Origin of the sequence: Actinoplanes ianthinogenes (assembly GCF_018324205.1) — a bacterium.
Lineage (GTDB): Bacteria > Actinomycetota > Actinomycetes > Mycobacteriales > Micromonosporaceae > Actinoplanes > Actinoplanes ianthinogenes.
Genome location: NZ_AP023356.1, coordinates 1,825,079 through 1,847,462, shown reverse-complemented (window position 1 = coordinate 1,847,462; position 22,384 = coordinate 1,825,079). Strand labels below are relative to the sequence as shown.

Sequence of the window (22,384 nt, the reverse complement as noted above, 5' to 3'; positions counted from 1 at the left end):
TACGGCGTCAACGTCAAAAGGTGGGGCAAAGCCGGGTCCGGACCACGGTGATGATGCGCGCGGCGGCGGCCGCGCCCAGCCCCTCCGGCGCCTGCGGGGTGGTGAAACGCTGGTTGGCGGCGGCCGTCCAGTCCTTCTCCGGGCGGACCTTGAGGTCGCGGCACTGGTCACGGCCACGGTTCACCAGCGCGGCCGGATCGCCGGAGGAGACCAGCGCCGGGTCGATGCTCTTCAGGTCGGCGAGGTAGGCCTGCGTGGTCCGCTCGTCCGGCTTCGGCGGGAAGCCGAGCTGCGCCTCCATGCTGGCCCGCAGGTCAGGCTGCGACTGGCCGGACACCGGCGGCGGGGAGTTCTGCGCGGCCGGGGCGATCGTCGAGTCGGAGCCGCTGGAGCAGCCGGCGAGGGTGACGGCGAGGGCGGTGGCGGCGATGACAAGCGTGCGAGACATGCCCGGCTCAACGACGAGCGTGCGCGGTCGGGCACGGGCCCGGGTGGTCAGCTCATCCGGCGAACCGCGTCGCGCAGCCGCAGGACGTCGCGGCGGCGCTGCTCCATCGTGGTGGCGATGCCGACGAGCAACAGGCCGCTGATCGCGAGCGGCACCCACCGGGGGACGAGGTCCCAGAACCGGACGAGTTCGTGCAGCGCGATCAGCACGACGACGGTGCCACCGGCGATCACCGGGGCCTGCAGACGGGCCCGGGCGCCGATGATCAGGACCACCAGGCCGCCGACTCCCAGCACCAGGCGGCGCAGGTATTGGGGGTCGCCGGTGTCGCTGTTGGCGATGATCGCCAGGCTGGGGAGGAAGCCGGCGGCCAGGGCGGGGCCGTAGGCGGTCCAGGACGGCAGTTCCAGGCGGGATCGGCGGGCTTGCCAGCCGCCGGCCAGGGCCACCAGAGCGGCCGGGACGGTGTAGATCTCGACGGTGCCCACGTGGCGGGAGGTGAGGAACAACCACCAGCCGAGCAGGGCGCATGCGGCGGCGGCCAGCGCGTAGCGGGCGCGGATCGCTCGGTGTTCGGCGGGGCGCAGGGCGCGGATCGCCAGAACCAGGGACCAGAGGGTGGCGATCAGGGCCGCCCGGGCCGGTGTCCCGGCGATCAGCAGGGCGATCACGGCTGTCGAGTGGGCCACCGCGGCCAGGGCGGGAGCCTCGCGCGGGCGGCGGGCGGCCAGGAACCACTCCAGGGTCGCGGCGACGGCCGCGGCGGCCAGGACGGGCAGGGCGGGTTGGCGGGTGGCCAGGTCGGCGGCGGTGTAGGCGACCACGGACAGGGACAGGCCGGCGACGGTCCAGCCGGTGATCCGGGCTGGTTCGTCGCGGGCGGCGGTGCCGATCGTCGCGCCCGATATCACCAGCAGGGCGAAGGCGGCCAGCATGGGGCCCTGGAGCGGGGTGGTGCCGGCCAGGCCGGCGCCGGCCAGCCAGCCGAAGGCGACCAGCAGGGGAGTTCGCCACGGGGCGGGCACCGGCAGCAGGGTGCCCGCGATGAGGCCGGCCAGGCCGGTGACGAGGGTCGTCAGCGGAACTGCCGGCCATGGGGCGTCAGCGGCTGCGGCGGTGAGGGGGATGGCGAGGCCGGCCAGGGGCGCGACCGCCCAGACGGCGTGGCCGAGAGCCTTCATCGAGAACCACGCCGCGACCGCGCTCATCAGCACCGCTGCCACGGTCGCCCACGACCCCGGCGCCGGCTCCGGAACCACCCCCGACCAGGCCGACCCCACCGCCCGATACGGATCGACCAGCACCGCGAGCAGGTCCGGCCCGGCCGCGACGACCAGCCCGGCGACCAGCACCGCCGCCGCGCCCAGCGACCCCGGACCACGCCCCTGCGGCACCGCCGTCAGCGACGCCACCAGCAACAACCCGGCCGCCGCAGACAACGAGACCGGGTCGTCACCGAGAATCCCCCAGAGCGGCGCGCCCGCCGCGAACAGCAGCGCCACCCCGGTCACCTGCGCCACATACCCCGGCGTCCGCCGCGCCACCAGGCACAGCGCCACGGTCACCACGAGCAGGGCGCGTACCCGTACGGTCGCCGAGGCCTCCACCGCCAGCAGCCCGAACCACACCGCCGGGCCGATCGCGAGCAACCCGGTGGTCAGCCCGCCGGCCCCCACGTCCGCCCGGCGCGGCCCGGACCGCACGAGCACCGCCACACCCACGCCGGCCAGCGCGATCGTCGCGCACACCCCGGCCACGACCGCGGCCGCCCCGAAAGCGACCACCACCGCGTGCCCGCCCAGGATCACGCACACCGCGAGCCGCACGTCGAGACCGCGCACGTCGCGGGCCCGCGCCGCGAGCGCGAGCGCCACCACGGCCACGATCGTCCCGAGCACCGCGGCGCTCCACCACGGCAGCCGCAGCGCCGCCGGCGCCAGCAGCGTCACCACAGCGAGGCCGCCCAGGGCCAGGTCCGCCCGGGGCAGGGTGGGCAGCAGGATTGCGTACGCCGAGAGCACCGCCACCGCCGCGACCGGCAGATCCCAGCCCGCCCCGCTGACCGTCACGTCCCACCCGGCCGCCAGCAGTGGCCGGGCGGCCTCGGCGCTGCTCACCACGGCTCGCACGGTGGCCGCCAGAACCCCGGCGGCGGGAACCGTGGCGACCAGCAGCGCGCCGGCCCACGGCCCCTGCCCCACCGGCTCCGGCAACCGGGTGCGCAGCAGCGCGGCGGGGACGGCGACGGCCAGGGCGATCACGGCGAGGCGGAGGACGGGCGTACCGGGACTGATCAACAAGGCCCACCCGGCCACCGCGACGCAGGTCGCGATCGTGAGCAGCCCGGCCGTGACGGTCTGCGCGGTCCGGTGCCGGGCGAGCACCGCGGCGCCGGTCGCCACCGCCGTGACCAGCACCAGCGCCCCACCGGCCGCCGCTGCCCCGCTCGCGCTGCGCGCCATCGTGAGGTCGGCGACGGCCGCGGCTGCGGCGCAGGCCGCGGCGATCGAACCGCAGACGTACGCCACCAGGCCCGCCCCGGCCGGAGCGAATCGCAGCCGCCACAGCACCGCGACGTTGACCGCGGCGACCCCGGTCAGCGCCACCGACCACCCGGTCACGCCGGCGTCCGCGGCCACCGCGATCAATGGCACCACCGGCTGGACCAGGAGCAGGGCGGCGATCCGCGGCCCCGGCAGCCGGACCAGCTTGCTGTAGGCGAACGCCGTCCCGGAAGCGACCGCGCAGACCACCGCCGCGTAGGCCGCGGGCGCCATCGCGCGTACGCCGAGGAAGTCGACCGCCCAGGCCGCGTATCCGTCCAGCAGGATCATCAGCAGCCCGACCGCGGCGAGCGTCTCGGCCGCGCCGGTCAGACCCCGCCGCACCGCGAACGGCGGCACCGCCAGGATCGCCCCGGTCGCGATCGCCAGGATCGCCGCTCGCCCGACGACCCCGACCTGCGCCCAGGCCACGGCCGTGAAGACGGCCGCCGCCACGACGAGCAGCAGTCCACCGAGCGCGAACAGCACGTTCTGCGCGGTGAGGGTGGTGAGCCGGCGTTCCTCCAGCACGCCGGACGGCCGCCCGCCCCACGGCTCCGGATCCGGGTCCTCCCGCCCGGTGCGCACCGCTCGCGGAGCAGCAGCCTGCCCCGCCCGGACCGCTTGCCGGACTCGTTGCGCCGCCGCGTTCCGCCGCGCCGCCACGTCCCCGATCCACGCCTCCAGCGTGATCACTTCGTTCCGGGCCGCCCGAAGCCGCTTGTGCAGCCCCTCGAGTTCGACGTTGAGCCGGATCACCTCGACCGCATCCGTGTCTGGTCCCCGCCCGCACCCCGGGCAGCCCTGCGTCACCGACGCCACCGCCGAACAGTGCGGGCACGGATACGTATCGACAGCGGTGCTCATCGCGTCAGTCTCACCCACCCCCGCAAGCCGTAATTCCTGATCACCGCCCCTGCCCCTTGTCGCTAGTCACCTGCTCCGCGTAAAGTTGTCCCATGCCATCCATTGAACCCGAACAGGGATCCGCAGAAAGCACCACGTCCGGCACACCGGCGGCAGACCGCAGATTCGAGGAACTGCTCAAGGCGTTGCTGATGGCGAACCCGAGAGACACCCTGCGCCTGCTCTGCAACGTCCCCGTGGACGACGACACGGAGGTCGAGGTCGTGGACCTGGGTCTCGCAGGTCAGTGGGAGGCGGTGGTGCGGAGGAAGGACGCCGGCGACACCTGATCCGAGGCCGCGGATCAGGGGGCGGGTGGCGCGAGGCTCACGGCGTACCGGAATGCAGGGATGCGCAGGCGGGACCGTGAAGGAGGGGGAGCAGGGACTCCGGCGGGAGGGGCCGGGAGAACAGGTAGCCCTGTGCGGTGTCGCATCCCAGCTGCCGCAACCGGTCCGCCTGGTCCCTGGTCTCGACCGCCTCGGCGGTCACACTGCACTTCAGGGCATGCGCCATGGTCACGATCGTCCGCACGATCTGCTCGTCCACCGACGACGAGTGGCGCAGCCCGTCCACGAACGGCCCGGCCAATTTCAGGATGTGCACCGGCAGTCGCCGCAGATAGGCGAGATTCGAATACCCGGTCCCGAAATCGTCGATCGCGATCCGGATCCCCCGAGCCGCCAGCCCGTCGAGCGCCGCCAGCGGCGCCCCATCCGTGTCCATGATCGCGCTCTCGGTCAGCTCCAGGACGAGCCGCCGGGGATCCAGCCCGGTCTCCGCCAGGATCGCCGCCACCTCGGCGGGGAAACTCGGCTCCCGCACCTGCGCCACCGTCACGTTCACCGCGACGAACACATCGGTCCACGAGGCCGCCTGCGCACACGCCTCCCGCAGCACGTGCCGCCCCAGCGCCACGATCACCCCGGTCTCCTCGGCGAGCGGGATGAACGTGTCCGGCGAGAGCAGCCCGAGCAGCGGATGCTGCCACCGGACCAGGGCCTCGACCCCGCACAGCCGCTCGTCGGCGAACGCCACCAGCGGCTGGTAGACGACGGTGAACTCGCCGCGTTCGAGGGCGTCCGGGATGGCCGCGGCCAGTGTGTACCGGGCGGCCTGCCGCGCGTTGCGGTCCGCGTCGTACATCACGAAGCGGGCCTTGCCCTCCGACTTCGCGACGTACAGGGTCAGGTCGGCGGCCTTCATCAGCTCGGCCGGTGACGTGCCGGACACGTCGCTGTCGACCACCCCGATGCTCGCGGACACCCGCAGCCGGTGCCGCCCGATCTCGTAGGGCCTGGTCAGCTCGGCCAGCAGCCGTTCGGCCAGCTCCCGCATCTCGGCCGGCCCGGACGGGTCGCGGACCGCGAGGACGAACTCGTCGCCGCTCATCCGCCCGGCGATCCGGCACGGCTCGTCGGCGCACGCCGCGATCCGCTCGGCGACGGTGACCAGCAGCTCGTCGCCGACCTGGTGGCCGAGCGTGTCGTTGATCCGCTTGAATCCGTCCAGGTCCAGGTAGCACAGGCCGACCCGCCCGGCGGTCGCGAAGACCCGCTCCAGGTGGGCGGCGATCATCACCCGGTTCGGCAGGCCGGTCAGCGGGTCGTGGCTGGCCTGGTGCTCCAGGCTCTCCTTGAGCAGGCGCCGGTCGGTGATGTCGTGCACCATCGCCATGATCAGCTCGGGTTTGCCGTCCTCGTCACGGATCAGCGAGGACGTCAGGTCGGTCCACACCACGGTGCCGTCCTGGCGGTAATACGCCTTCTCCAGCCGCACGTGGTCCCGGTCGCCCCGGATCATCTCGTCGTAGAGCCGCCACATGCCGGGCGGGTCGCTGGGGTGGGCGAGCTGCGGGACCACCATCGTGCACAGCTCGTCCGGCGTGTACCCGAGCAGGTCGGCGAACGCCTGGTTGACCCGCACGATCCGCCCGTCCATGGTGCACACGCCGATCCCCACCGCGGCGCTGTGGAAGATCGCGCGCAGCCGGGACTCGCTGGCCCGCAGCGCGCGTTCGGCGGTGGCGTGCGCGTCCAGCACCGCACGGCCGAGTCGCTCCTGCTCGGCCATGGTGGCCTCGCGCAGGGCGTGCGCGTACCCCTCGGCGACCGCGGCCTGGATCTCCGCGAGCCGCGCGCTGGGCAGGGCCGCGCCGATCGTCACGATGGTGGCGGCGAGCACGGCAGGATCGGTCAGGTGGGCGTGGACCAGTTCGGCGCCGACCTCGCGGGCCGCCGCCGGATCGTCCTCGAGAAGCCGGCGGGTCAGCCGGTCCAGCAGGGCTTCCAGGGCGGCACCGTCCAGCGGCACGAAACCCTCGGGCGCCACCCGCTCCCGCCAGAGCTGGGCGAAGTCGGTCATCCCTTGCGGCCGACTCCGGCGTAGGCGCCCACCCGCTCAGGGTGCTCGTCGACCGGATCGCTCGGATCCGGCCGCCACTGCGGGATGAAGACCAGGCCAGGTTCGACCAGATCGAAGCCCTTGAAGTACGCCTTGAGCACGCTCGCCGGCCGCAGCACGATCTCCGTCCCGGTACGCCCGGACAGCCGTTGCGCCTCGATCACCTCGGGCGGCTGCCCGTCCGCCGTGGCGTGCGAGATCAGCAGGTAGCTACCCGGCACCACGGCCGCGCCGAGCGCCGCCACGAGCGCTCCCGGGTCGTCGCCGTCCGGCACGAAGTGCAGCACCCCGGCCAGCAGCACCGCCACCGGCTGGGTGAAGTCCAGCCCGGCCTTCTCCGCCTCGGCCAGCACCCGGTCCACCTCGCGCACGTCGGCGAGGATCACCCCGGTGCCCTCGATGCCGGCCAGGATCGCCCGGCTGTGCTCGACCGCCACCGGGTCGATGTCGACGTAGACCACCCGCGCGTCCGGGGCGGCGGCCAGCGCGATCTCGTGCACGTTGCCCGCGGTCGGGATGCCGGAGCCGATGTCGAGGAACTGCCGCACCCCCTGCTCGGCCAGGAACCGCACCGCCCGGCGCAGGAAGACCCGGTTGGACCGCATCGTCTCGCCGATGTTCGGCGTCATGGCGGCGATCTGCTCGGCGAGTGCCCGGTCCACCGCGAAGTTGTGCGCCCCGCCCAGGAAGTAGTCGTAGACCCGGGCGGCGCTCGGCTGGTTGACGTCGATCCCGGCCGGCACCCAGTCGTTCGGCTCCGTCACGGCCACCCCTTCACGATCCCTATCGGACAGACATCACTGTCTATCGTTCGCGGTCCGGAAAGGCAACCGTCAGAGCCCGGCGCGCAGCACCGCGGCCCGTTCGTCGTAGGGCGGGCCGGCCCGATCGACCTGCCGCAGCAGATGCTCGATCTCCGCCCGGTCACCAGGGCGTTCACCGTGCCGCAGCCGGATGCTCAGCGCCTCGGCCAGGTCCAGCCGGGCCTGTGCGCGCTGCCCGGCGGGCAGCCGTTCGCCGAGGCCGCGCCGGATCAGCGCGATGCCCTCGTCGATCCGGCCCGGCGTGTTGCAGCAGAGCAGACCGAGCGCGGCGCTCTCCCGGGCCCAGTCCGCCCCGCCCGGCGGCGCGGCGTCGATCGCGGCCCGCAGCTCCGTCTCGGTGCGCCGGAACAGCTCGTCGAGCCGGCCGGGCAGGGCCGGATCGTCCTCGGGCAGGGCGTCGGCCAGCCGGCCCGCCTGGAACATCAGGAACTGCGCACGGTGACTGTGCAGCTGGGTGCGGCCGCCGGGGACGTCCGGGTGGCGCTGCACCAGGTCGGTGAGCACGGCCAGGGCGGCGGCGTAGGGACGCTCGTCCCGCGTCTGCTCGGCCCGCCGGCTCTCCGCCTCGACGAGGTCGTCCGCAACCCCTAGCGCCGCCGCCGGATCGATCTCCGGGTCGCTGATCGCCATTTTGAGTACGGGTAGAGCGGCGCCCGGCCCGGTCCCGTCCAGCAACGCCCGCGCCTGGGCGAGCTGATCCGGCGGCGCCGGGGCGGGCCCGCTGGTTGCCGGTGCGGCCGGCGGCCGGGGAGGCCCGGTTCGTGCCGGGCTCGGGGACAGGGCCGGGGCCGGCCCGGTCGGCGCGGGTTTTGTGGCCGGCGGGGGTGGCCCTGTCCATGCGGGGCTTGTGGGCGGCGGTGGGGGCGCGGTCCGTGCCGGGTTCGCGGGCGGCGGCGGGGGTGGCGCGGTCCGTGCCGGGTTCGCGGGCGGCGGCGGGGGAGGCGCGGTCCGCGCTGGGTTCGCGGGAGCCGGGATGAACGGTGGCGGCGTCAGAGCTGTCGGCGGCGGTGGCGTCGGCCAGGTTCGCGGGTGCCGGGGGCGTGGGGTGGTCAGGTGGATCGCGGTGGCGCCGGTCAGCAGCACCAGCCCGGCCGGGATCGCCCAGATCAGGCTCAGCCCGAGCAGGGCCAGCAGCATCGTGGTGACCGTGGCCGGGAGCACGGTCAGGCACAGCGCCAGGGTCCGCCGCGCGGCCCGGCGGTCCAGCGCGCGGAACCAGGCGCTGCCGGCCATCCGGCTGACCCCGACCGCGAGCAGCGTGGTCAGCAGCGCCGCGCCGGGCAGCGCCAGCACCGGGCCGTAGGGCAGGCTGAGCACGCCCCAGAGCAGCAGGAACAGCAGCGGGAAGTGGAGCGGCGAGAGCAACCCGCCGGCGTTCAGCTCACGTCTCATCGGCCTGCTCCGCACCGGACTCGTCGGCGTTCCCGACGCCGGCCGCCCCGCCGTGTTCCTGGGTGAACGCGGCGCGCTCTTCGGTGAACGAGGCGCCGCGCTCATCAGTGAACGAGGCGCCGCGCTCATCAGTGAACGAGGCGCCGCGCTCATCAGTGAACGAGGCGGTGGGCGAGGCGGCGAACGAGGCGCCGCGCTCATCAGTGAACGAGGCGGTGGGCGAGGCGGTTAACGAGGAGGTGGGCGAGGCGGTGGCTGAGGCGGTGAGGGAGGCGGCTGGCGACGCGGTGACCGGTGTGGCGGATGGCGCCGTCGGTGGCGTGCCGCGCCACACGACCACGGCGGTGCGGTCGTCGTGGGAGCCCTGCCGCCGATACCGCAGCGCGTCGCCGACCCCGAACGGCAGGTGCGGCACCCGCCAGCGTTCGCCCAGCCACGCCCGCAGGTTTCCGGAGTTGCGCAGGTCGTTCGCGAGCCCGTCGGTGCCGAGGACCAGCACCGGAGCGGGCGGCACGTCGACCAGCTCGATCTCCTCCTCCCGTTCGCCGGGCATCGACGCGGTCACGATGTTGACCAGGCCCTCGTCGGCCGCGAACAGCTCGGCGAACTCCCCGTCGACCAGGCTGAACGCGGAGACGTCCCCGATCCGGGCCAACCGGCCGCCCGCCTCGGTGATCACCGCCACCGCTCCGACGAACCCGGCCGCGCGCGGATCCTGCCCGTAGACTCCTTCCACCAGCTCGGCGGTGCGCCGGCTGGCCTGGCGCAGCAGCGCCGCCGGGTCCGGCTCACCGGTACCCGCGTCCTCCGCCTCCGCGGCGGCGAGCAGCACCGACTCGGCGAACAGGTGCGAGCCGAGCTGGGAGACCGGCCGGGAGCCGAGGCCGTCGGCGACCGCGATGTACAGGCGCCCGGAGTCGCCGACCATGAAGTTGTAGGCGTCCTGCCGCGGATGCCCGGACGCCAGGTGGCCGGTTCCGATCATCGAAGCGGCGGCCACCCGGAAGGTACCGGCGGTGGTGCCGTCGAGGGCGATCGCCGGTGGCCGCAGCGGCGTGTCCGCGTTGAGGCGGCCCAGGTGCGGCGCCGTCGCCCGCCCGATGGTGGGCGCCTCGGAGGCCAGGTCCACCGGCCCGGCCGGCGTCGGCTCCTCGTCTGTGCGAGCCGCGGGTGGCGTGGAAGCCGCGGGGGCGCCGGGAGCCGTGGAGGCCGCGGGATGCCCGGGAGCCGTGGAGGCCGCGGGATGCCCGGGAGCCGTGGAGGCCGCGGGATGCCCGGGAGCCGTGGAGGCCGCGGGATACCCGGGAGCCGTGGAGGCCGCGGGATACCCGGGATCTGTGGAAGCCGCGGGAACCAGGGGAGGGCCGGGCGACCCGGAAGCCTCGGCGTTCTCGTCCGGCGGCGCGGGCGGCTCCGGGACCGGTTTCCGCAGGCGGGACAGGTCGGGGAAGCGGCGACGATCAGATGTGCGCATGACCACCCGATCAGATCGTCAGCGTCGGCAGCTGGGTGAACGTCTCGGTCGGGGTGTCCAGGTACAACCCCTGCGCCTTGGACGGATCGGCCAGGCTGGTCGACGTGGTCCGGATGCTGCGCACGATCGCGCTCATGATCTCCCGCACCTGATTGACCGTGTCGTCGCCCTTGGCCTGGAACGCGAACCGGGTGGCGATCTTCTGCAACGACTCCCGCTGCGACGCGCCGAACCCGAAGGTCACCACCTCCGGCGCGAACTTCCACCCGTCCCGCAGATCGCGCAGCGGTCCCACCCAGTCCTCGTGCGACTGGTGGGCGCCGTCGCTCATGAAGAAGACCACCGGCCGATAGACCGGGGTGCCCTTGGGCAGCGAGGTGAGTCCGGATTCGATCGCCTGCTTGACGCCCCGGAACGCGGCCGCGAAGTTGGTCCCGCCCTCCACCATCAGCTCCGGCAGATGCGCTTCGGCCAGGTCGCACATCGGGATGACGACCCGTGCCTCGTCGGAGAACGTGGTCAGCCCGATCCGGGCGATCTCGCCGACCATCGGGTTGACCCGCATCTCGTTCTGGATGTCGGGCAGTGCCTTGTTGACCGCCTCGATCGAGCCGCCGGCCATCGACGCGCTGACGTCGACCAGCAGGAAGACGGGGAAGACGGTGAAGAGTTCGGACTGGGTCATCGGATTCTCCTGGAAGGACGGTCAGCTGAAGGCGCTGAGAAGTTCGGCGGTGCAGATCGCCAGGACCACGCTGCTGCTGACCACGGCCGGGGTGCGGCCGGGCCGGTCGTGGTCGACCTTGAGGGTCTGGAGCAGGACGATCAGGGCGAGGATCCCGGCGACCGGGAAGAGGCAGAGGGTCATCAGGCCGATCGGCAGGTACCAGCGGATCCCGCCGTCCATCGCCCAGGTCGCGAGCGTCCCGGCCGGCTTCCCCGAGGGGTGCGGCGGGAACCGGGGCGGCGTGGGTTGCGGCGGGAACCGCGGCGGCGTGGGTTGCGGTGGGAACCGGGGCGGCGGGAACCGGGGCGGCACCGGCTGAGCCGGCGGCATCCGCGGCGGAGCCGGTGGCGGCGGCCGCATCCCCGGTGGCATCCCCGGCGGCGGAGCGGCCGGCGGACCCGGGGCCGGCGGTGGCGGGGTCGGCGGCAGCGGCGTGAACGTGACCGGGTCCAGCTTCGCGAGCGCCGCGTCGTCGTACCTGCCGTCGACGATGTACACCGCCATCAGCGTCGACACCCACTCGGCCGGCTCCGGCCGCCGGCTCGGGTCCAGCGGGTCGGTCAGCCCGCGCCGCAGCAGCGCGGCGATCCGCGGATCGAGGTCGGCCGGGATCTGACCGGGCGGCGCCCACTTGCCGTTGACCTTCGGCAGGTTCCCGCCGGCCGGCAGCAGCAGCCCGCGGTAGAACGCGAGCGCCAGGCAGTACCAGTCGCTGTAGTGGTCCTGGGCGGGCACCACCCGGTCCACCACGCGCGGATCGGTCCAGTAGTTCGCCTGCACCCCGCTGACCGGCGGCGGGTCCTGCGGCACCATGCCGTCACAGTCGATCAGGTACGCGGCGGGCTCCGGCCGCAGCGTCCAGGCCACGTTCTTGGCGTTCACGTCACCGTGCACCAGCCGCTTGCTGTGCACGAAGGCGAGGATCTCGGCCATCCGCAGCAGCACCACCATCCGGTACGTCGCGGCCGGCGGCTTGGACCGGCGCATGACCAGGAACTCGATGGTGTTCACGCAGTTCAGCGTCGGGTGGAAGTAGCGGTCCGGGATGGCCGGCAGGACACAGCCGACGATCCGGCCACCGGACCCGCGGACGATGTCCACCGGCCAGTTGATCGACGACTCGGGCCGCGACCCGATCTCCTGCCCCTGCCGGATCAGTACGTCCCGGCCGATCTCCACCAGCCGTTGCAGGTGCTCCGCGGGCGGCGCCTTCTCCGGCGAGTGGTACTCCTTGTACACCCACTTCGGATCGGTGGTGCGGAAGATGCTGCCCACCCCGCCCGCGTTGATCGCCTCGCCGACCACCGTGTAGTCGCCGTGCGCCCCGCGCACCCTGCGGGTCGTCTGTGCCGGGCTCATGCCGCCACCTCCGCTTCGCTCCGGCGTCGGCATGAGCTGATGACTGAGCTGACCGATTCGCTCGCAAGCTCGCTCATGCGGTACCCAGGCCGGAGACGGAGTCGATGGTCCCGGTGATCCGGCCGGAGTTGCCGCACCGCGGACAGGTGAAGATCTCCCAGCTGTCGTCATAACAGCTGAGCTCCTTGCACCGGCCGCAGTGCACGAACCCGTCGGCACCGCAGTAGGGACAGCCCGGGTAGTCCGGGGTGGTGCCGAACCCGCCGTGCACCGGGCCGCCGTCACCCGGTGGGATGACACTTCCCGGTCGCTGCTTGGACGCTCCCACCGCCAGGAACATGCTCCCGTCCCAGCGGAACCGCAGGACCGTGGGCAGGCGCTGCGAGCTGCAAACCATGCTGACGAACATCACTTCCTGGTCCATCGCCGGCGCGCTTCCTCTCGTACGTCTTCTTCGCGTCCTCATCTGACGGACAGGACGGCGCGGCTCCGGGCGTACGAAAACGGTCCGTCAGATTCCGGTGGTGAGACGACCTGGAGGTGGCGGGATGACCGAGGCGGGGATCGGCGTGCGGTGCGCGGCCATCGGCCGCGCCGCACGCGGCGAGGGAGATCTCGACGCGGCGGTCGCGGACCTGTTGCGGATGCCGGCCGGATTTCCGGTACGCGGACCGCTGGCCGCCGCCCTGATCGGCAGACTGTTGCGGGACACCGCCGACGGTTCCGACGTCCGCCGGATCCAGCAGGTCGACGCGCTGCTGACGCTCGCCGACGCCGATCCGCCGGCCGACCCGGGGTGGCCCCGGCGGCGATGTGCCGCCCGGGCCGCGTCGATGCTGCTGGCGATCGCCGAGTCGAGGCTGGCCGACCCGCGTGCCGCGCTCGCCGAGCTGGCCACGTTCCCGGACGACCCGGCGGCCCGCACGCTGGTCGGGCTGGCCCGGATGGCGGTGCTGCGGGAGCAGGCCCGGGCCGACGGGGACGAGGCGCCGCTGCTGCGCGTCGACGAGGAGATGGCCGCGATGCGGGAGCGGGCCGCGGGGCTTCCCGGGGCGGCCGCCCACGTCGATCTGCTCGACGCCGCGTATCGCGCGTGGACCGCCAACGAGCGGGGGGAGAATCCGGCTGCCGCGTACCGTGAACTGGGAAAGGTCTTCGATCGGCTGCCCGCCGGGCATCCGATGCGATCCGGCCTGGACGACCTGATGCGGGCCGCGGAACCGTTCGCCCGGCTGCTCGACGACCCGCACACCCCGCTCGACCCGGAGCAGGTCGCCGCGCTCGGCGACCTGGCCGCCCAGCCCGGTCTGAGCGACCACGACCGGGCGCTGCTGCTCGGCGGCGCGGGGCTCGCCGAGTTCGCCGCGGACAGCGACCGGGACCGGGCGGACGCCGGGATCGACCGGATCCGCCAGGCGCTGCGGGTGCTTCCGGCCGGCAATCCGCAGCGGGTCGGTCAGCTCGGACTGCTCGCCTCGGGCCTGTTCCGCCGGAGCGAGCTGGGCGGCGGGATCGCCGACCTGCGGGCCGCGGCCGAGGCGCTGGAGGAGGCGCGGACGCTGGCCGGTGGGCCGCGGCACCCGCTGTGGGCGACGATCAACGAGATGCTGTCGGTGGCCCGGCGGCGGCTGCCCGGCAGCACCGACGCCGGGCGGGCGTCGCTCGACGGGCTGCGCCGGCACGCGTGGCGGGCGTTGATCCAGTCCAGCCCGGCGGCGACCCGGTCGGCGGTGCGGGACGCGGCCCGGGACGCGGTCGACGTGGCGCGGCAGTTCCTCGGCGACGACGATCCGGCGGGGGTGCTGCGGGCGCTGGACTCGGGGCGGGGGCTGGCGCTGTACGCGGCCACCGAGACGGCGGGGGTGGCGGAGCGGCTGGACCGGGCCGGGCACACCGGGCTGGCGCGGCGCTGGCGGGCGGCCCAGGCCGGTGGCGATCCGGGTGATTCGGGGAGCGGGCCCGCCGCGGTGCGGGCTTCGCGGGCCGGTGGTGATCCGGGGAGCGGGCCCGCCGCGGCGCGGGCTTCGCGGGCCGGTGGTGATCCGGGGAGCGTGCCGGCTGCGCTGCGGGCCGAGGTGTGGTCGGCGCTGGCCGAGAGCGGGGACACCGCGCTGCTCGACCCGCCGTCGCTCGACGAGATCCAGGCCGCGCTGGCCCGGCTGGACGCCGACGCGCTCGTCTACCTGGTGCCGGCCGACGGGGTGCAGCCCGGGTTCGCGGTGCTCGCGCCGGTGAGCGGGCCGCCGGCGTACCTGATCCTGCCGTTCCTGCGGGTCGACGCCGAGGTCGACGTGGAACGCTACCTGCGCAGCCTGGCCCGCGACCTCGGACCGGCCGCGGCGCCCGGCGGCGACGACCTGGCCGGCGCCGTCGACCGGATGTGCGACTGGGCCTGGCGTGCGGCGATCGGCCCGCTGATCGAACGCGCCCTGCCCCAGGTCACCCAGCCGGTCCCGGGCCGGGTGCCGCGGGTCGTCCTGGTGCCGATGGGCGAACTGGCCCGGATCCCGTGGCACGCGGCCCGCGGCGGCGACGGCCGGTACGCCGTGCAGCGGATCGCCGTCTCGCAGGCCGCCTCGGCGCGGATGCTCTGCCACTCGGCCGCCCTGGCACCGGTGCCGGTCAGCCCGCTTGGCCTGGTCGTCGGCGACCCGGACACCGGCGGCGCGGCCCGGGACCTGCCCGCCGCCCGGGTCGAGGCGTTCGCGGTGCAGCGCACGTTCTACGGCGGGGCCCGCTACGTCGGCCGGCTGCCCAGCGGGAAGGTCAGCCCGTCCGGGGCGGGTACCGCCGCCGAGGTGCGTGCCTGGCTCGGCGGCGGTGGGACCTGGTCCGGTGATCTGCTGCACCTGGCCTGCCACGGGGTGGTCGACACCGCCGCCGGGGAGGCGTATCTGCTGCTGGCCGGCGGCGACCGGCTGACCGCGCGGGACCTGGCCGGCGGCCGGGACCTCGGGCTGGTGGTGCTCGCGGCCTGCCACACCGGGCGGTCGGTCCACGGGTACGACGAGGCGTACAGCCTGGGCACCACGTTCCTGGCGGCCGGGGCGCGCTCGGTGCTCTCCACCCAGTGGGCCATCCCGGACGGGGCGACCGCGCTGCTGATGGTCGTCTTCCACCACCACCTGGTGGTCCGGGGGATGCCGCCGTGGCAGGCGCTGCGCGAGGCCCAGCTCTGGATGCTCGACCCGGACCGGGACCGGGATCTGCTGCCCGGGCCGCTCCGCGCGCAGCTCGACCGTGCCGACCCGGCCGACCTGGTCGCCTGGGCCGGCTTCACCCACTGGGGACAGTAGGAGCCGACCATGTACGACGACCGCATCACCGCCCTGCGTACCGAGCTGTCCCGGCGCACCGGCCCGGCCCGGTACCGCCCGCTCGCCGAACTCGGCCAGTTGCTCGCCGCCCGGGCCTGGGAGACCGGCATCGGCACCACGGGGGCGAAGCCCGACGTGGACGCGGCCATCGAGGCGCTCACCGAGGCACGCTCCTGGAGCGATCCGGAGGATGTCCACCGGGCTCGGCTAGCGGCGATCCTCGGGAGCATGCTGGCGGGTCGGGTGCTGGCGTACGGCGGGCCGGACGCCGATCGGGAGCGGGCCGTCGAGATCCTCGAGGAGGCGCTGGACGGGCCGGCGGTGCGGGGGCCGGTCGACGACGGATGCCAGCTGTTTCTCGGGCTGCTGTTGATGAGCCGGGCAACGGGGTCGCTGCGGGACAGCAATCTGCTGCTCACGGCCGTCCGGACCGGCGCGTCGCTCGCCGGGACCGGTGATCTGGACCGGGCCATCGGGCTGTTCGAGCCGCTGATCGCGCGCCATCCGGCCGATGCGGAGATCGGGCGGATGGCGCGGACGTCCCGGTCGGCGGCGGAGGCGATGCGGGACCTGATCGGTGGGTTGGGTGGGGGAGCACCGGGTTTCGACTTCGGGGCGATGATCGGGGCGTTGCGGCGCTTGCAGGAGACCCAGCAGCCGGCCGCCGGGATGAGGGTGCCGATGCCGTCCTTCCTCGACGCCGAAGCGATGATCCGGGGCGACGCCCTGGATTACCCGGTCGCCGTGGTCACCGCCACGCCCGCTCCCGCCACGCCCGCTCCTGCCCCGGCCGCTCCCGCCCCGGCCGCTCCGGCCCCGGCCGCTCCGGCCCCGGCCGCTCCGGCCCCGGCCGCTCCGGCCCCGGCCGCTCCGGCCGCTCCGGCCCCGGCCGCTCCCGCTCCCGCTCCGGCCGCTCCGGCCCCGGCCGCTCCGGCCCCGGCCGCTCCGGCCGCTCCCGCTCCCGCTCCCGCTCCGGCCGCTCCGGTCGTGCCTCGGCAGCGGGTGAGCGCCGACGCGGTGGACGCGCTGCGTCGGTCGGCCCGGGAACGGCTGGTTCGCGGCGCCGGACTGTGGACCGCGGTCGCCACCCGGCTGCTGCCCGGTGCGGCGCCGCTTCCGGCCGACGTGGTCGACGACCTCGCCGGGATCACCACGGCGGTCCTGCACCAGGGCGGCGCCCGGGCCGGTGACCACGTGCTCGCGGCTTTTGCCAGATATCAGCGCAGCAGACTCAGCGGCAGCGACGCGGGGGAGTGGGACGACGACCCGCGGATGGCCGGCCGGCATCTGCTCGACGCCGCCGATCTGCTCCTGACCGAACCCGCCGACCTGTTCTCCGTGACCTGCACCCTGGCCGACCTGCTCGACCGGCAGTTCCCGGCCGGTGCCGTGCGGACCGGCCTGGAGGAGCGGCTCGCCCCCGCCCTGGAAGCGGTCCGCCAGGCCGGGGCGCAGGCCCTCGCCATTCCCCGGCCCGGCGGTTTCACCCTGGTGGGCGCCACCACCGCGGACCGGGTCATCGCCCTCGGTCCCCGCCCGTTGCCCGGCTGTGACGGAGTCGTCTCCTACGTCCCCACGGTCGCAACCCTGATCGACCTGGCCCAGCGACCCCGCCCGGCCGAACGCATGCCGGTCTTCCTCAGCGATCCGAGTGGTGCCTCGTCCGCGCTCTACGAAGCCTTCTACCGCCACCCCGCCGCAGCCGACCGTCTCGTCTCCTACCTGGACGAGTCCAGCACCCCGGAGGAACGGCACGGCCTGGCGATCCTCAGCCGCCCCACCGGCACCGACTTCCCGGATCGCGCCGACGCGCTTCTGGCCGCCGGCCTGACCAGCGTCATCGGCTGGCACCGCCCGGTCCCGCCGGAGGCAACCGCCCCCGCCCTCTTCGTCCTGCACCATCACCTGCTGAGGCAGCGCCAGTCCCCGCCTGTCGCCGTGCACCGGACCCGCGAATGGATGCGTGACCCCGCCCGCCCCGACATCCCCGGCCTGCCGATCCGCCCCGCCGACCGGAGCCTGCGCGACCACGCCGACGCCCTCCTGGCGCGAGGCATCTGACGCGGATCAGCGTCCGATTTCGGTCAGCAGGCCGGCGGACCGTGCGACCCGTACCGGGAGACTCTCGTCCCACCGCACCGTCCCCAGTGCGCCGAACGGCACCACCACCACCCGCCCGGGAACCCCGGCGCACCGCCCGAGCAGTTCCTCCAGCACCGCCTGCCCAGCCCAGTCCCGCAAATCCTCGATCCGGGCCCCGAGCAGCGGCGACGTCACCACCTCGACCGACCCGTCCACCGTGATGACCACGGCCCGCCCCGGCAGCACCTGCACCAGCACGTCCGCGTCCACCTCACCCAGCGCCGCCCGCACCGCGCCCAGCCCGACCGGCGCGGCCGTCCGTCCCAGCTCCCGGTTCCGCGCCGCGTCCAGCGCCACCACCAGATCCTCCGCGGCCCCGGGGTCGCTTCCCAGGTCGGCGGCACACCAGCCGATCACCTGCGCCACCCACTCGGCCTGCTCCTCGACGACCGCTCCGGTGGCCGGGTGGCGCAGGGCGTCCAGGCCCAGGCGGCGTACCCGGGCCAGGTCCGCGGTGCCGCTCAGGCGCAGCATCTCGCCGAGGGCGATCCTCAGATCCGTGCCCTCCACGGTTCGCGGACCGCCGTTCAGTCGCATCGCCCGCTCGTGCAGCCGCACCGCGTGCGCCGCCGCCTCCAGGTCCCCGATCAGGCCGCGGGCCAGCGCCGCGTCCACGTTCGCGGCCAGCGCGGCAATCCGGGCCCGCAGCGGCCCGTATCCCTCGGCGACCCGGTCCACCAGCAGCTCCAGGGCATCCCGCGCGGACCGCACGCCCGCCAGGTCACCTTTCTGCCCGGCCTGCACCGCGGAGGCCGCCGCCACGGTCATGGCCCCCGCGACCTGCATGACGTCCATCTGCCCACCGCCCGCCGCGCCGGCGCCGATATCCGGGATTCCGGGCATCTCCCCGTGGCCGGCCAGTGAGCTGAGCACGCCCCTCACGGTTCGCAGATACGGTTCCGCCTCGCTGCCGTCCACCAGGCCCTCGACCTCACCGGCCAATGCCCGGGCCCCGGCCAGATCGCCGTCCCGCAGCTTCGCCATCACCCCGATCAGCAGGTCACCGGCGGCTGCGCCGGACGGCGCCGGTGCCGGCGGGGGCGGCGTGCCGCTCCGGGCGGTGAGGGCGTCGTACTGGCGCAGCAGCGTGCGCACCTGCGCCAACGACTCCGCCCAGTCCGGGCCGCCGTCGCGGGCGCTCTCGGCCAGCGGCAGCAAGGCGCGCACCCGCTCGCCGTCGAACGGGCCCAAGTCCGCCTTGACGGCCATCACCTCCGCGCAGGCGAGCAGTCCGGCCAGCACCGCCCGCTGCTCCGGGTCCTCGGCGCGATCCAGCACCCGGAGCCCGTCGGCGATCAGGGCCCGGATCGGCGCCGGCCCCGCGCCGACGCCTGTCCGTCCGCTTTCGATCAGGCCGACCTCGGTGCGCAACCGCTCCTGCATAACCAGCACCAGCACGTCGTCCGGCAGCTCGCGCCGCCGCAGTTCGTCCAGGGTTCGCGCCGAACTCTCCTGCGCGGCGACGTCGCGGTGCTGAAAGCCGGTCATCCGCTCCGCCGCCGCGCTCTGCAACCGCTCCCGCCAGTCCTCGCCGCTCACGAGGGATCCCCGCCGAGCGCCGCGCCCTCGCCGAGCCGCGGCACGAAGATCTCCAGCGGCACCGTCGCCGTGGTCCAGTCGTACGCCCCGCCGCCGTCCCGGGCCGCCCCGAGATCCCGGTGGACCGCCGCCTCACCCAGCCGCTCCAGCAGCCCCCGCCGCCCGAGGGCCCCGCGGCTCGCGACCGGTTCGCCCAGCTCCGGCATCAGGAACGGCTGCTGGCTGAACTGCTCCTCGGCCACGAACAGCTTCAACCGGTCCCGCACCCGGACACCCGGTTTGACCGGCGCCCCGTCCGGCAGGAACGCGCGGACCCGCTGCCCGTCGAGTGCCACCCCGCGCTCGCCCGGCCCGATGAAGTCCCCCGGGAACAGCAGCGCGTGCACCTTGAACCGCGGTGTCAGGTCGAGCAGCACGCAATACAACTTCCGATCGCTGGTGTTGTGCAGCCGCAGGAGGAACTCCGGCGGGTGCCAGCCGGTGCCCGACCACCGGTACGGCAGCCGGTACACCCCGTCGACCGAGCCCAGCGACTCCCCGCCGGTCCGAGGCGCCAGCGCCTGCCCCGGCTCCGGCCTGATCAGCTCGATCCGCACCGCCCCGCTCAACGACGGCGCCGGATTGTCCAGCCGGGCCAGCAGCCGCCACCGCGCGATGTGCTCGATCGCCGCCACCGCCCGGTCCGCACCCACCTCGGCCAGCGCCCCGCCGTGATGGTCCACGATCGTGACCCGCCCGGCCCGACCGGCTCGGACCCGCAGATCCGGCACCGTCAGGTCACCGGAAACCACCCGCACATGCGGCGACCCGGCAAGCCCTGCGAACCCGGCCGCGTCGACAGCCACCGTCGTCCGGGGCAGCGGCACCTCGGTCACCACCACCGGAAACTGCTCGCCCACCCCCGGCGTCCACCCGTCACCGGGCTCGACCAGGCTGGTCACCGCCCGCACCCGGGTGACCACCGCCTCCTGCTCCGGCCCGCCCCGTGCACCCCCACCCGCACCCCGCCGTCCTCGGGCAGCCCGTGCACCATCCCCGCGTCGATCACCCACCCCTCCCGGGTGAACCGCATCCGCATGCCGGTTCCCACCCGGCGCACCGTCCCGTCCAGGAACACGTGGTCGGCGAGCGGCGAAGCACCCGGCCGCAGCTGAGGCACCTGCCGCCGGGACCGGAACTCCACCGCGGTCTGCGTGGCCGCCAGCAACTCCCGATACGTGGCACCGGGGCCGAGCCGCCGCACCGCGTCCAGCAACGCCCAGCTGAACACCCCGTGCACCACGCCGCCGATCGTGCGTTCCTGCGCCGACTCGTCCGACCGGCAGGCGGCCAGCGCCACGTGCTCCGGGGCCGGCCGCCCGGCCCGCCGCAGCACCTCCTCGGCCAGCGAGTCCAGGCCGCGTTCCGGGGCCGGCGGCACCGACCGGGCGCGCGCCGCCGGTTCCTGGTCGGCGAGTTCCCGGGTGGCGCCGTCGGCGTGGCAGCTGTCCAGCACCACGGCCACGTGACCGGCCCGTTCGGCGATCACGTCGAGCAGCACCGACAGCTCCTTGTCCCACAGGTCCGGCACGCCCGGCGTCCGGCTGTCCGCGCAGACCAGGGTTTGCAGCATGCCGGTCGGTTCCCGGAACCATGCCCATGCCGGTACGGCCGCGGCCGACCCGTGCCCGGCGAACCAGAACAGCGCCGTGTCCGCCTCACCCGCCCGGCCCAGATGGGCCCCGATCGCGGCGACCACCGCGGCCCGGGTCGCCTCGCCGTCGAGCAGCATCCGGGTGTGCACCCGGCACCCGGGCGCCGCGTCGGCGGTGAGCTGGGCGGCCGCGGCGCGGACGTCGTTGGCGCACCCGTGCAGAGACGGGATGTCCGGTGACTGGTACCGGTCGATGCCGACCAGCAGTGCGTACAGATCCCCCATGAGCGTCCCCTCCGGCGGTCGGCAACCACGACACCGGTGTCTGACGGACCGGACGGGCCGGTATCCACCGGAAGGGTCGCCCGGGGTCGACGGATATCGCCGTGGGTGGGGCTATTGGTACTGAACGCGTACCTGAACCGGGTTACCCCGCGGGCCGGGCTCTCGCGAAGTGCCGGGCGGCCCGGCAAAGCTGCAAGTCGGCGAAGGCCAGGCGACAAGGAGTTCAGGTGGGCGAGACGAGCGTACGAATCCGGCCGGCGCGACCCCCGGGCGGCACGCTCTACGCCTCGAAGGCCGCCGGGCCACGGGACGCGGCGACCGGCGTACGCATGCTGTCCGATCTTGCCGCGGACGGTCTGCTCGCCGCGGCCGCGGCCCCGGGCAGTCCCCGCCGGGCGGCTCTGACCCGGGCCGCCTACGACCTGGTGTGGCCGATCGTGTTCACCCGGCTGACCCGCCGCGTCGAGTTGCGGCGCGGCCATCCGGCCTGCGCGTCCGGTGTGGAGCGGCTCGCCGACGGGTGCCTGGACCGGTTCCACGACGACGTCGAGGCGGTTGTCGACGACCTGCTCACCCACGCCCACCGGCCGATTCTGCGCCTGGAGGCGTGGGTGGCGGCCCGGGTCGGCGCCGCGACCGTCAACGCGCACCGGCGCCGCCGCGGCGAACGCGGCGCGCTGCAACGGCCCCGGCTGCCCGGGTGGCTCGCCGCCGAGCTGGGCGGGGACCGCTGGCTGTGTGCCCTGGCGATCGACATCCTGGTCTGGGTCGGCGTCCGGGGCACCGCCGGGACGGGCACCTGGCCGCTGGAGTCGTGGGCGCAGGACCGGGCCCGGCACACCGGTGACTGGGTGGCCAGCGACCCGGGCACCGTGGCGCGCGAGGTCGACCGGGTGCTGGCCGCGATGCGACGTCGCCCGTCTTGGTACGAGTCGTTCGTCGAACGTCCGCTGGGCGCCAAGCAGCCGCCGGTCGCGGTGGCGAGCGTCGACGCCTGGGGGGAGCCGGTCGCGCCGTTCCCGGTGTCCGCTCCGGATCAGCAGGTCGAGTCCGAGTTGCAGCGCCTCGCGGCCGAGGCGGTCCGCACCCTGCGCGCCCGCCTGGCCACCGGCGAACCCGCCGAGCCCGCCGTGGTCGAGGTGATCCGCACGGTTTTCGGCGGCATGCTGACCAGCACCCTGGACCAGCCGCCCCACCTCACCTGCGATCCGGTCGGCGGCATCACCGGCGCCCTCACCGAGCCGGCCCGCCGCGACCGGATCGTCGCCGCGGCCCTCACCATCGTCGCCGGCCCGGACTGACACCGGGCGGCACCCGCGGCGCGGCGCGTCCGTCAGAGATGGGCGGACCCCGGGAGGTGCCATGGCGGGTGCAGAATCTTCACATGATCAC

General features: G+C 74.7%; 16 protein-coding genes. 4 read left to right on the top strand and 12 right to left on the bottom strand.

Going from position 1 to position 22,384, the window contains the following annotated elements:
* Positions 1 to 13: 13 nt before the first annotated feature.
* Both Aiant_RS08475 and Aiant_RS08470 read right to left on the bottom strand, forming a co-directional pair.
* Positions 14 to 448 (bottom strand): hypothetical protein, encoded by a 435-nt coding sequence (locus tag Aiant_RS08475; RefSeq protein ID WP_189332565.1) that lies wholly within the window; start codon positions 446 to 448, stop codon positions 14 to 16.
* A gap of 47 nt (positions 449 to 495) precedes the next feature.
* A complete protein-coding gene (locus Aiant_RS08470) occupies positions 496 to 3,813 on the bottom strand; it encodes an SCO7613 C-terminal domain-containing membrane protein (protein WP_189332566.1) in 3,318 nt (1,105 codons plus the stop codon).
* Between the two features lie 137 nt (positions 3,814 to 3,950).
* Between Aiant_RS08470 and Aiant_RS08465 the strand changes: the two genes are divergently transcribed.
* Positions 3,951 to 4,187 (top strand): hypothetical protein, encoded by a 237-nt coding sequence (locus Aiant_RS08465; RefSeq protein WP_189332567.1) that lies wholly within the window; start codon positions 3,951 to 3,953, stop codon positions 4,185 to 4,187.
* Between the two features lie 37 nt (positions 4,188 to 4,224).
* Here Aiant_RS08465 and Aiant_RS08460 read toward each other — a convergent pair whose 3' ends face one another.
* The 7 genes from Aiant_RS08460 to Aiant_RS08430 form a co-directional block, all read right to left on the bottom strand.
* Positions 4,225 to 6,261, bottom strand: coding sequence for a putative bifunctional diguanylate cyclase/phosphodiesterase (locus Aiant_RS08460; RefSeq protein WP_189332568.1), 2,037 nt, complete (start codon positions 6,259 to 6,261; stop codon positions 4,225 to 4,227).
* On the bottom strand, positions 6,258 to 7,064 hold the full coding sequence (locus Aiant_RS08455; protein ID WP_189332569.1) for an SAM-dependent methyltransferase: 807 nt from the start codon (positions 7,062 to 7,064) through the stop codon (positions 6,258 to 6,260). Before Aiant_RS08455 ends, Aiant_RS08460 begins: the two co-directional genes overlap by 4 nt.
* A gap of 69 nt (positions 7,065 to 7,133) precedes the next feature.
* Positions 7,134 to 8,516 (bottom strand): hypothetical protein, encoded by a 1,383-nt coding sequence (locus Aiant_RS08450; protein WP_189332570.1) that lies wholly within the window; start codon positions 8,514 to 8,516, stop codon positions 7,134 to 7,136.
* A complete protein-coding gene (locus tag Aiant_RS08445) occupies positions 8,506 to 9,645 on the bottom strand; it encodes a protein phosphatase 2C domain-containing protein (RefSeq protein WP_189332571.1) in 1,140 nt (379 codons plus the stop codon). Before Aiant_RS08445 ends, Aiant_RS08450 begins: the two co-directional genes overlap by 11 nt.
* 355 nt (positions 9,646 to 10,000) lie before the next feature.
* Positions 10,001 to 10,675, bottom strand: coding sequence for a vWA domain-containing protein (locus tag Aiant_RS08440; RefSeq protein ID WP_189332572.1), 675 nt, complete (start codon positions 10,673 to 10,675; stop codon positions 10,001 to 10,003).
* A 21-nt stretch (positions 10,676 to 10,696) separates the two neighbouring features.
* Complete coding sequence (locus Aiant_RS08435) at positions 10,697 to 12,076, bottom strand: hypothetical protein (protein ID WP_189332573.1); 1,380 nt, start codon at positions 12,074 to 12,076, stop codon at positions 10,697 to 10,699.
* Between the two features lie 73 nt (positions 12,077 to 12,149).
* Positions 12,150 to 12,500 (bottom strand): hypothetical protein, encoded by a 351-nt coding sequence (locus tag Aiant_RS08430; RefSeq protein ID WP_189332574.1) that lies wholly within the window; start codon positions 12,498 to 12,500, stop codon positions 12,150 to 12,152.
* 124 nt (positions 12,501 to 12,624) lie between these two features.
* Between Aiant_RS08430 and Aiant_RS08425 the strand changes: the two genes are divergently transcribed.
* Both Aiant_RS08425 and Aiant_RS08420 read left to right on the top strand, forming a co-directional pair.
* A complete protein-coding gene (locus Aiant_RS08425; protein ID WP_189332575.1) occupies positions 12,625 to 15,372 on the top strand; it encodes a CHAT domain-containing protein in 2,748 nt (915 codons plus the stop codon).
* Between the two features lie 9 nt (positions 15,373 to 15,381).
* Positions 15,382 to 17,454 carry a hypothetical protein gene (locus tag Aiant_RS08420; RefSeq protein WP_212847006.1) on the top strand — a complete coding sequence of 691 codons (2,073 nt, stop codon included), beginning with the start codon at positions 15,382 to 15,384 and terminating at the stop codon, positions 17,452 to 17,454.
* A gap of 6 nt (positions 17,455 to 17,460) precedes the next feature.
* Here the strand turns inward: Aiant_RS08420 and Aiant_RS08415 are convergent, their stop codons facing one another.
* From Aiant_RS08415 to Aiant_RS08405, 3 genes are read right to left on the bottom strand one after another with little or no spacing between them, the layout of a single operon-like run.
* On the bottom strand, positions 17,461 to 19,074 hold the full coding sequence (locus tag Aiant_RS08415; RefSeq protein ID WP_189332576.1) for a hypothetical protein: 1,614 nt from the start codon (positions 19,072 to 19,074) through the stop codon (positions 17,461 to 17,463).
* Entirely contained in the window at positions 19,071 to 20,036 is a 966-nt protein-coding gene (locus Aiant_RS08410) for a hypothetical protein (protein ID WP_212847005.1), read from the bottom strand. Before Aiant_RS08410 ends, Aiant_RS08415 begins: the two co-directional genes overlap by 4 nt.
* Positions 20,012 to 20,992: a caspase family protein gene (locus Aiant_RS08405; protein ID WP_212847004.1), complete on the bottom strand. Its 981-nt coding sequence runs from the start codon at positions 20,990 to 20,992 to the stop codon at positions 20,012 to 20,014. Before Aiant_RS08405 ends, Aiant_RS08410 begins: the two co-directional genes overlap by 25 nt.
* Positions 20,993 to 21,219: 227 nt before the next feature.
* Here Aiant_RS08405 and Aiant_RS08400 point away from each other — a divergent pair, with 227 nt between their 5' ends.
* Complete coding sequence (locus Aiant_RS08400) at positions 21,220 to 22,293, top strand: hypothetical protein (RefSeq protein ID WP_189332578.1); 1,074 nt, start codon at positions 21,220 to 21,222, stop codon at positions 22,291 to 22,293.
* Positions 22,294 to 22,384: the final 91 nt, after the last annotated feature.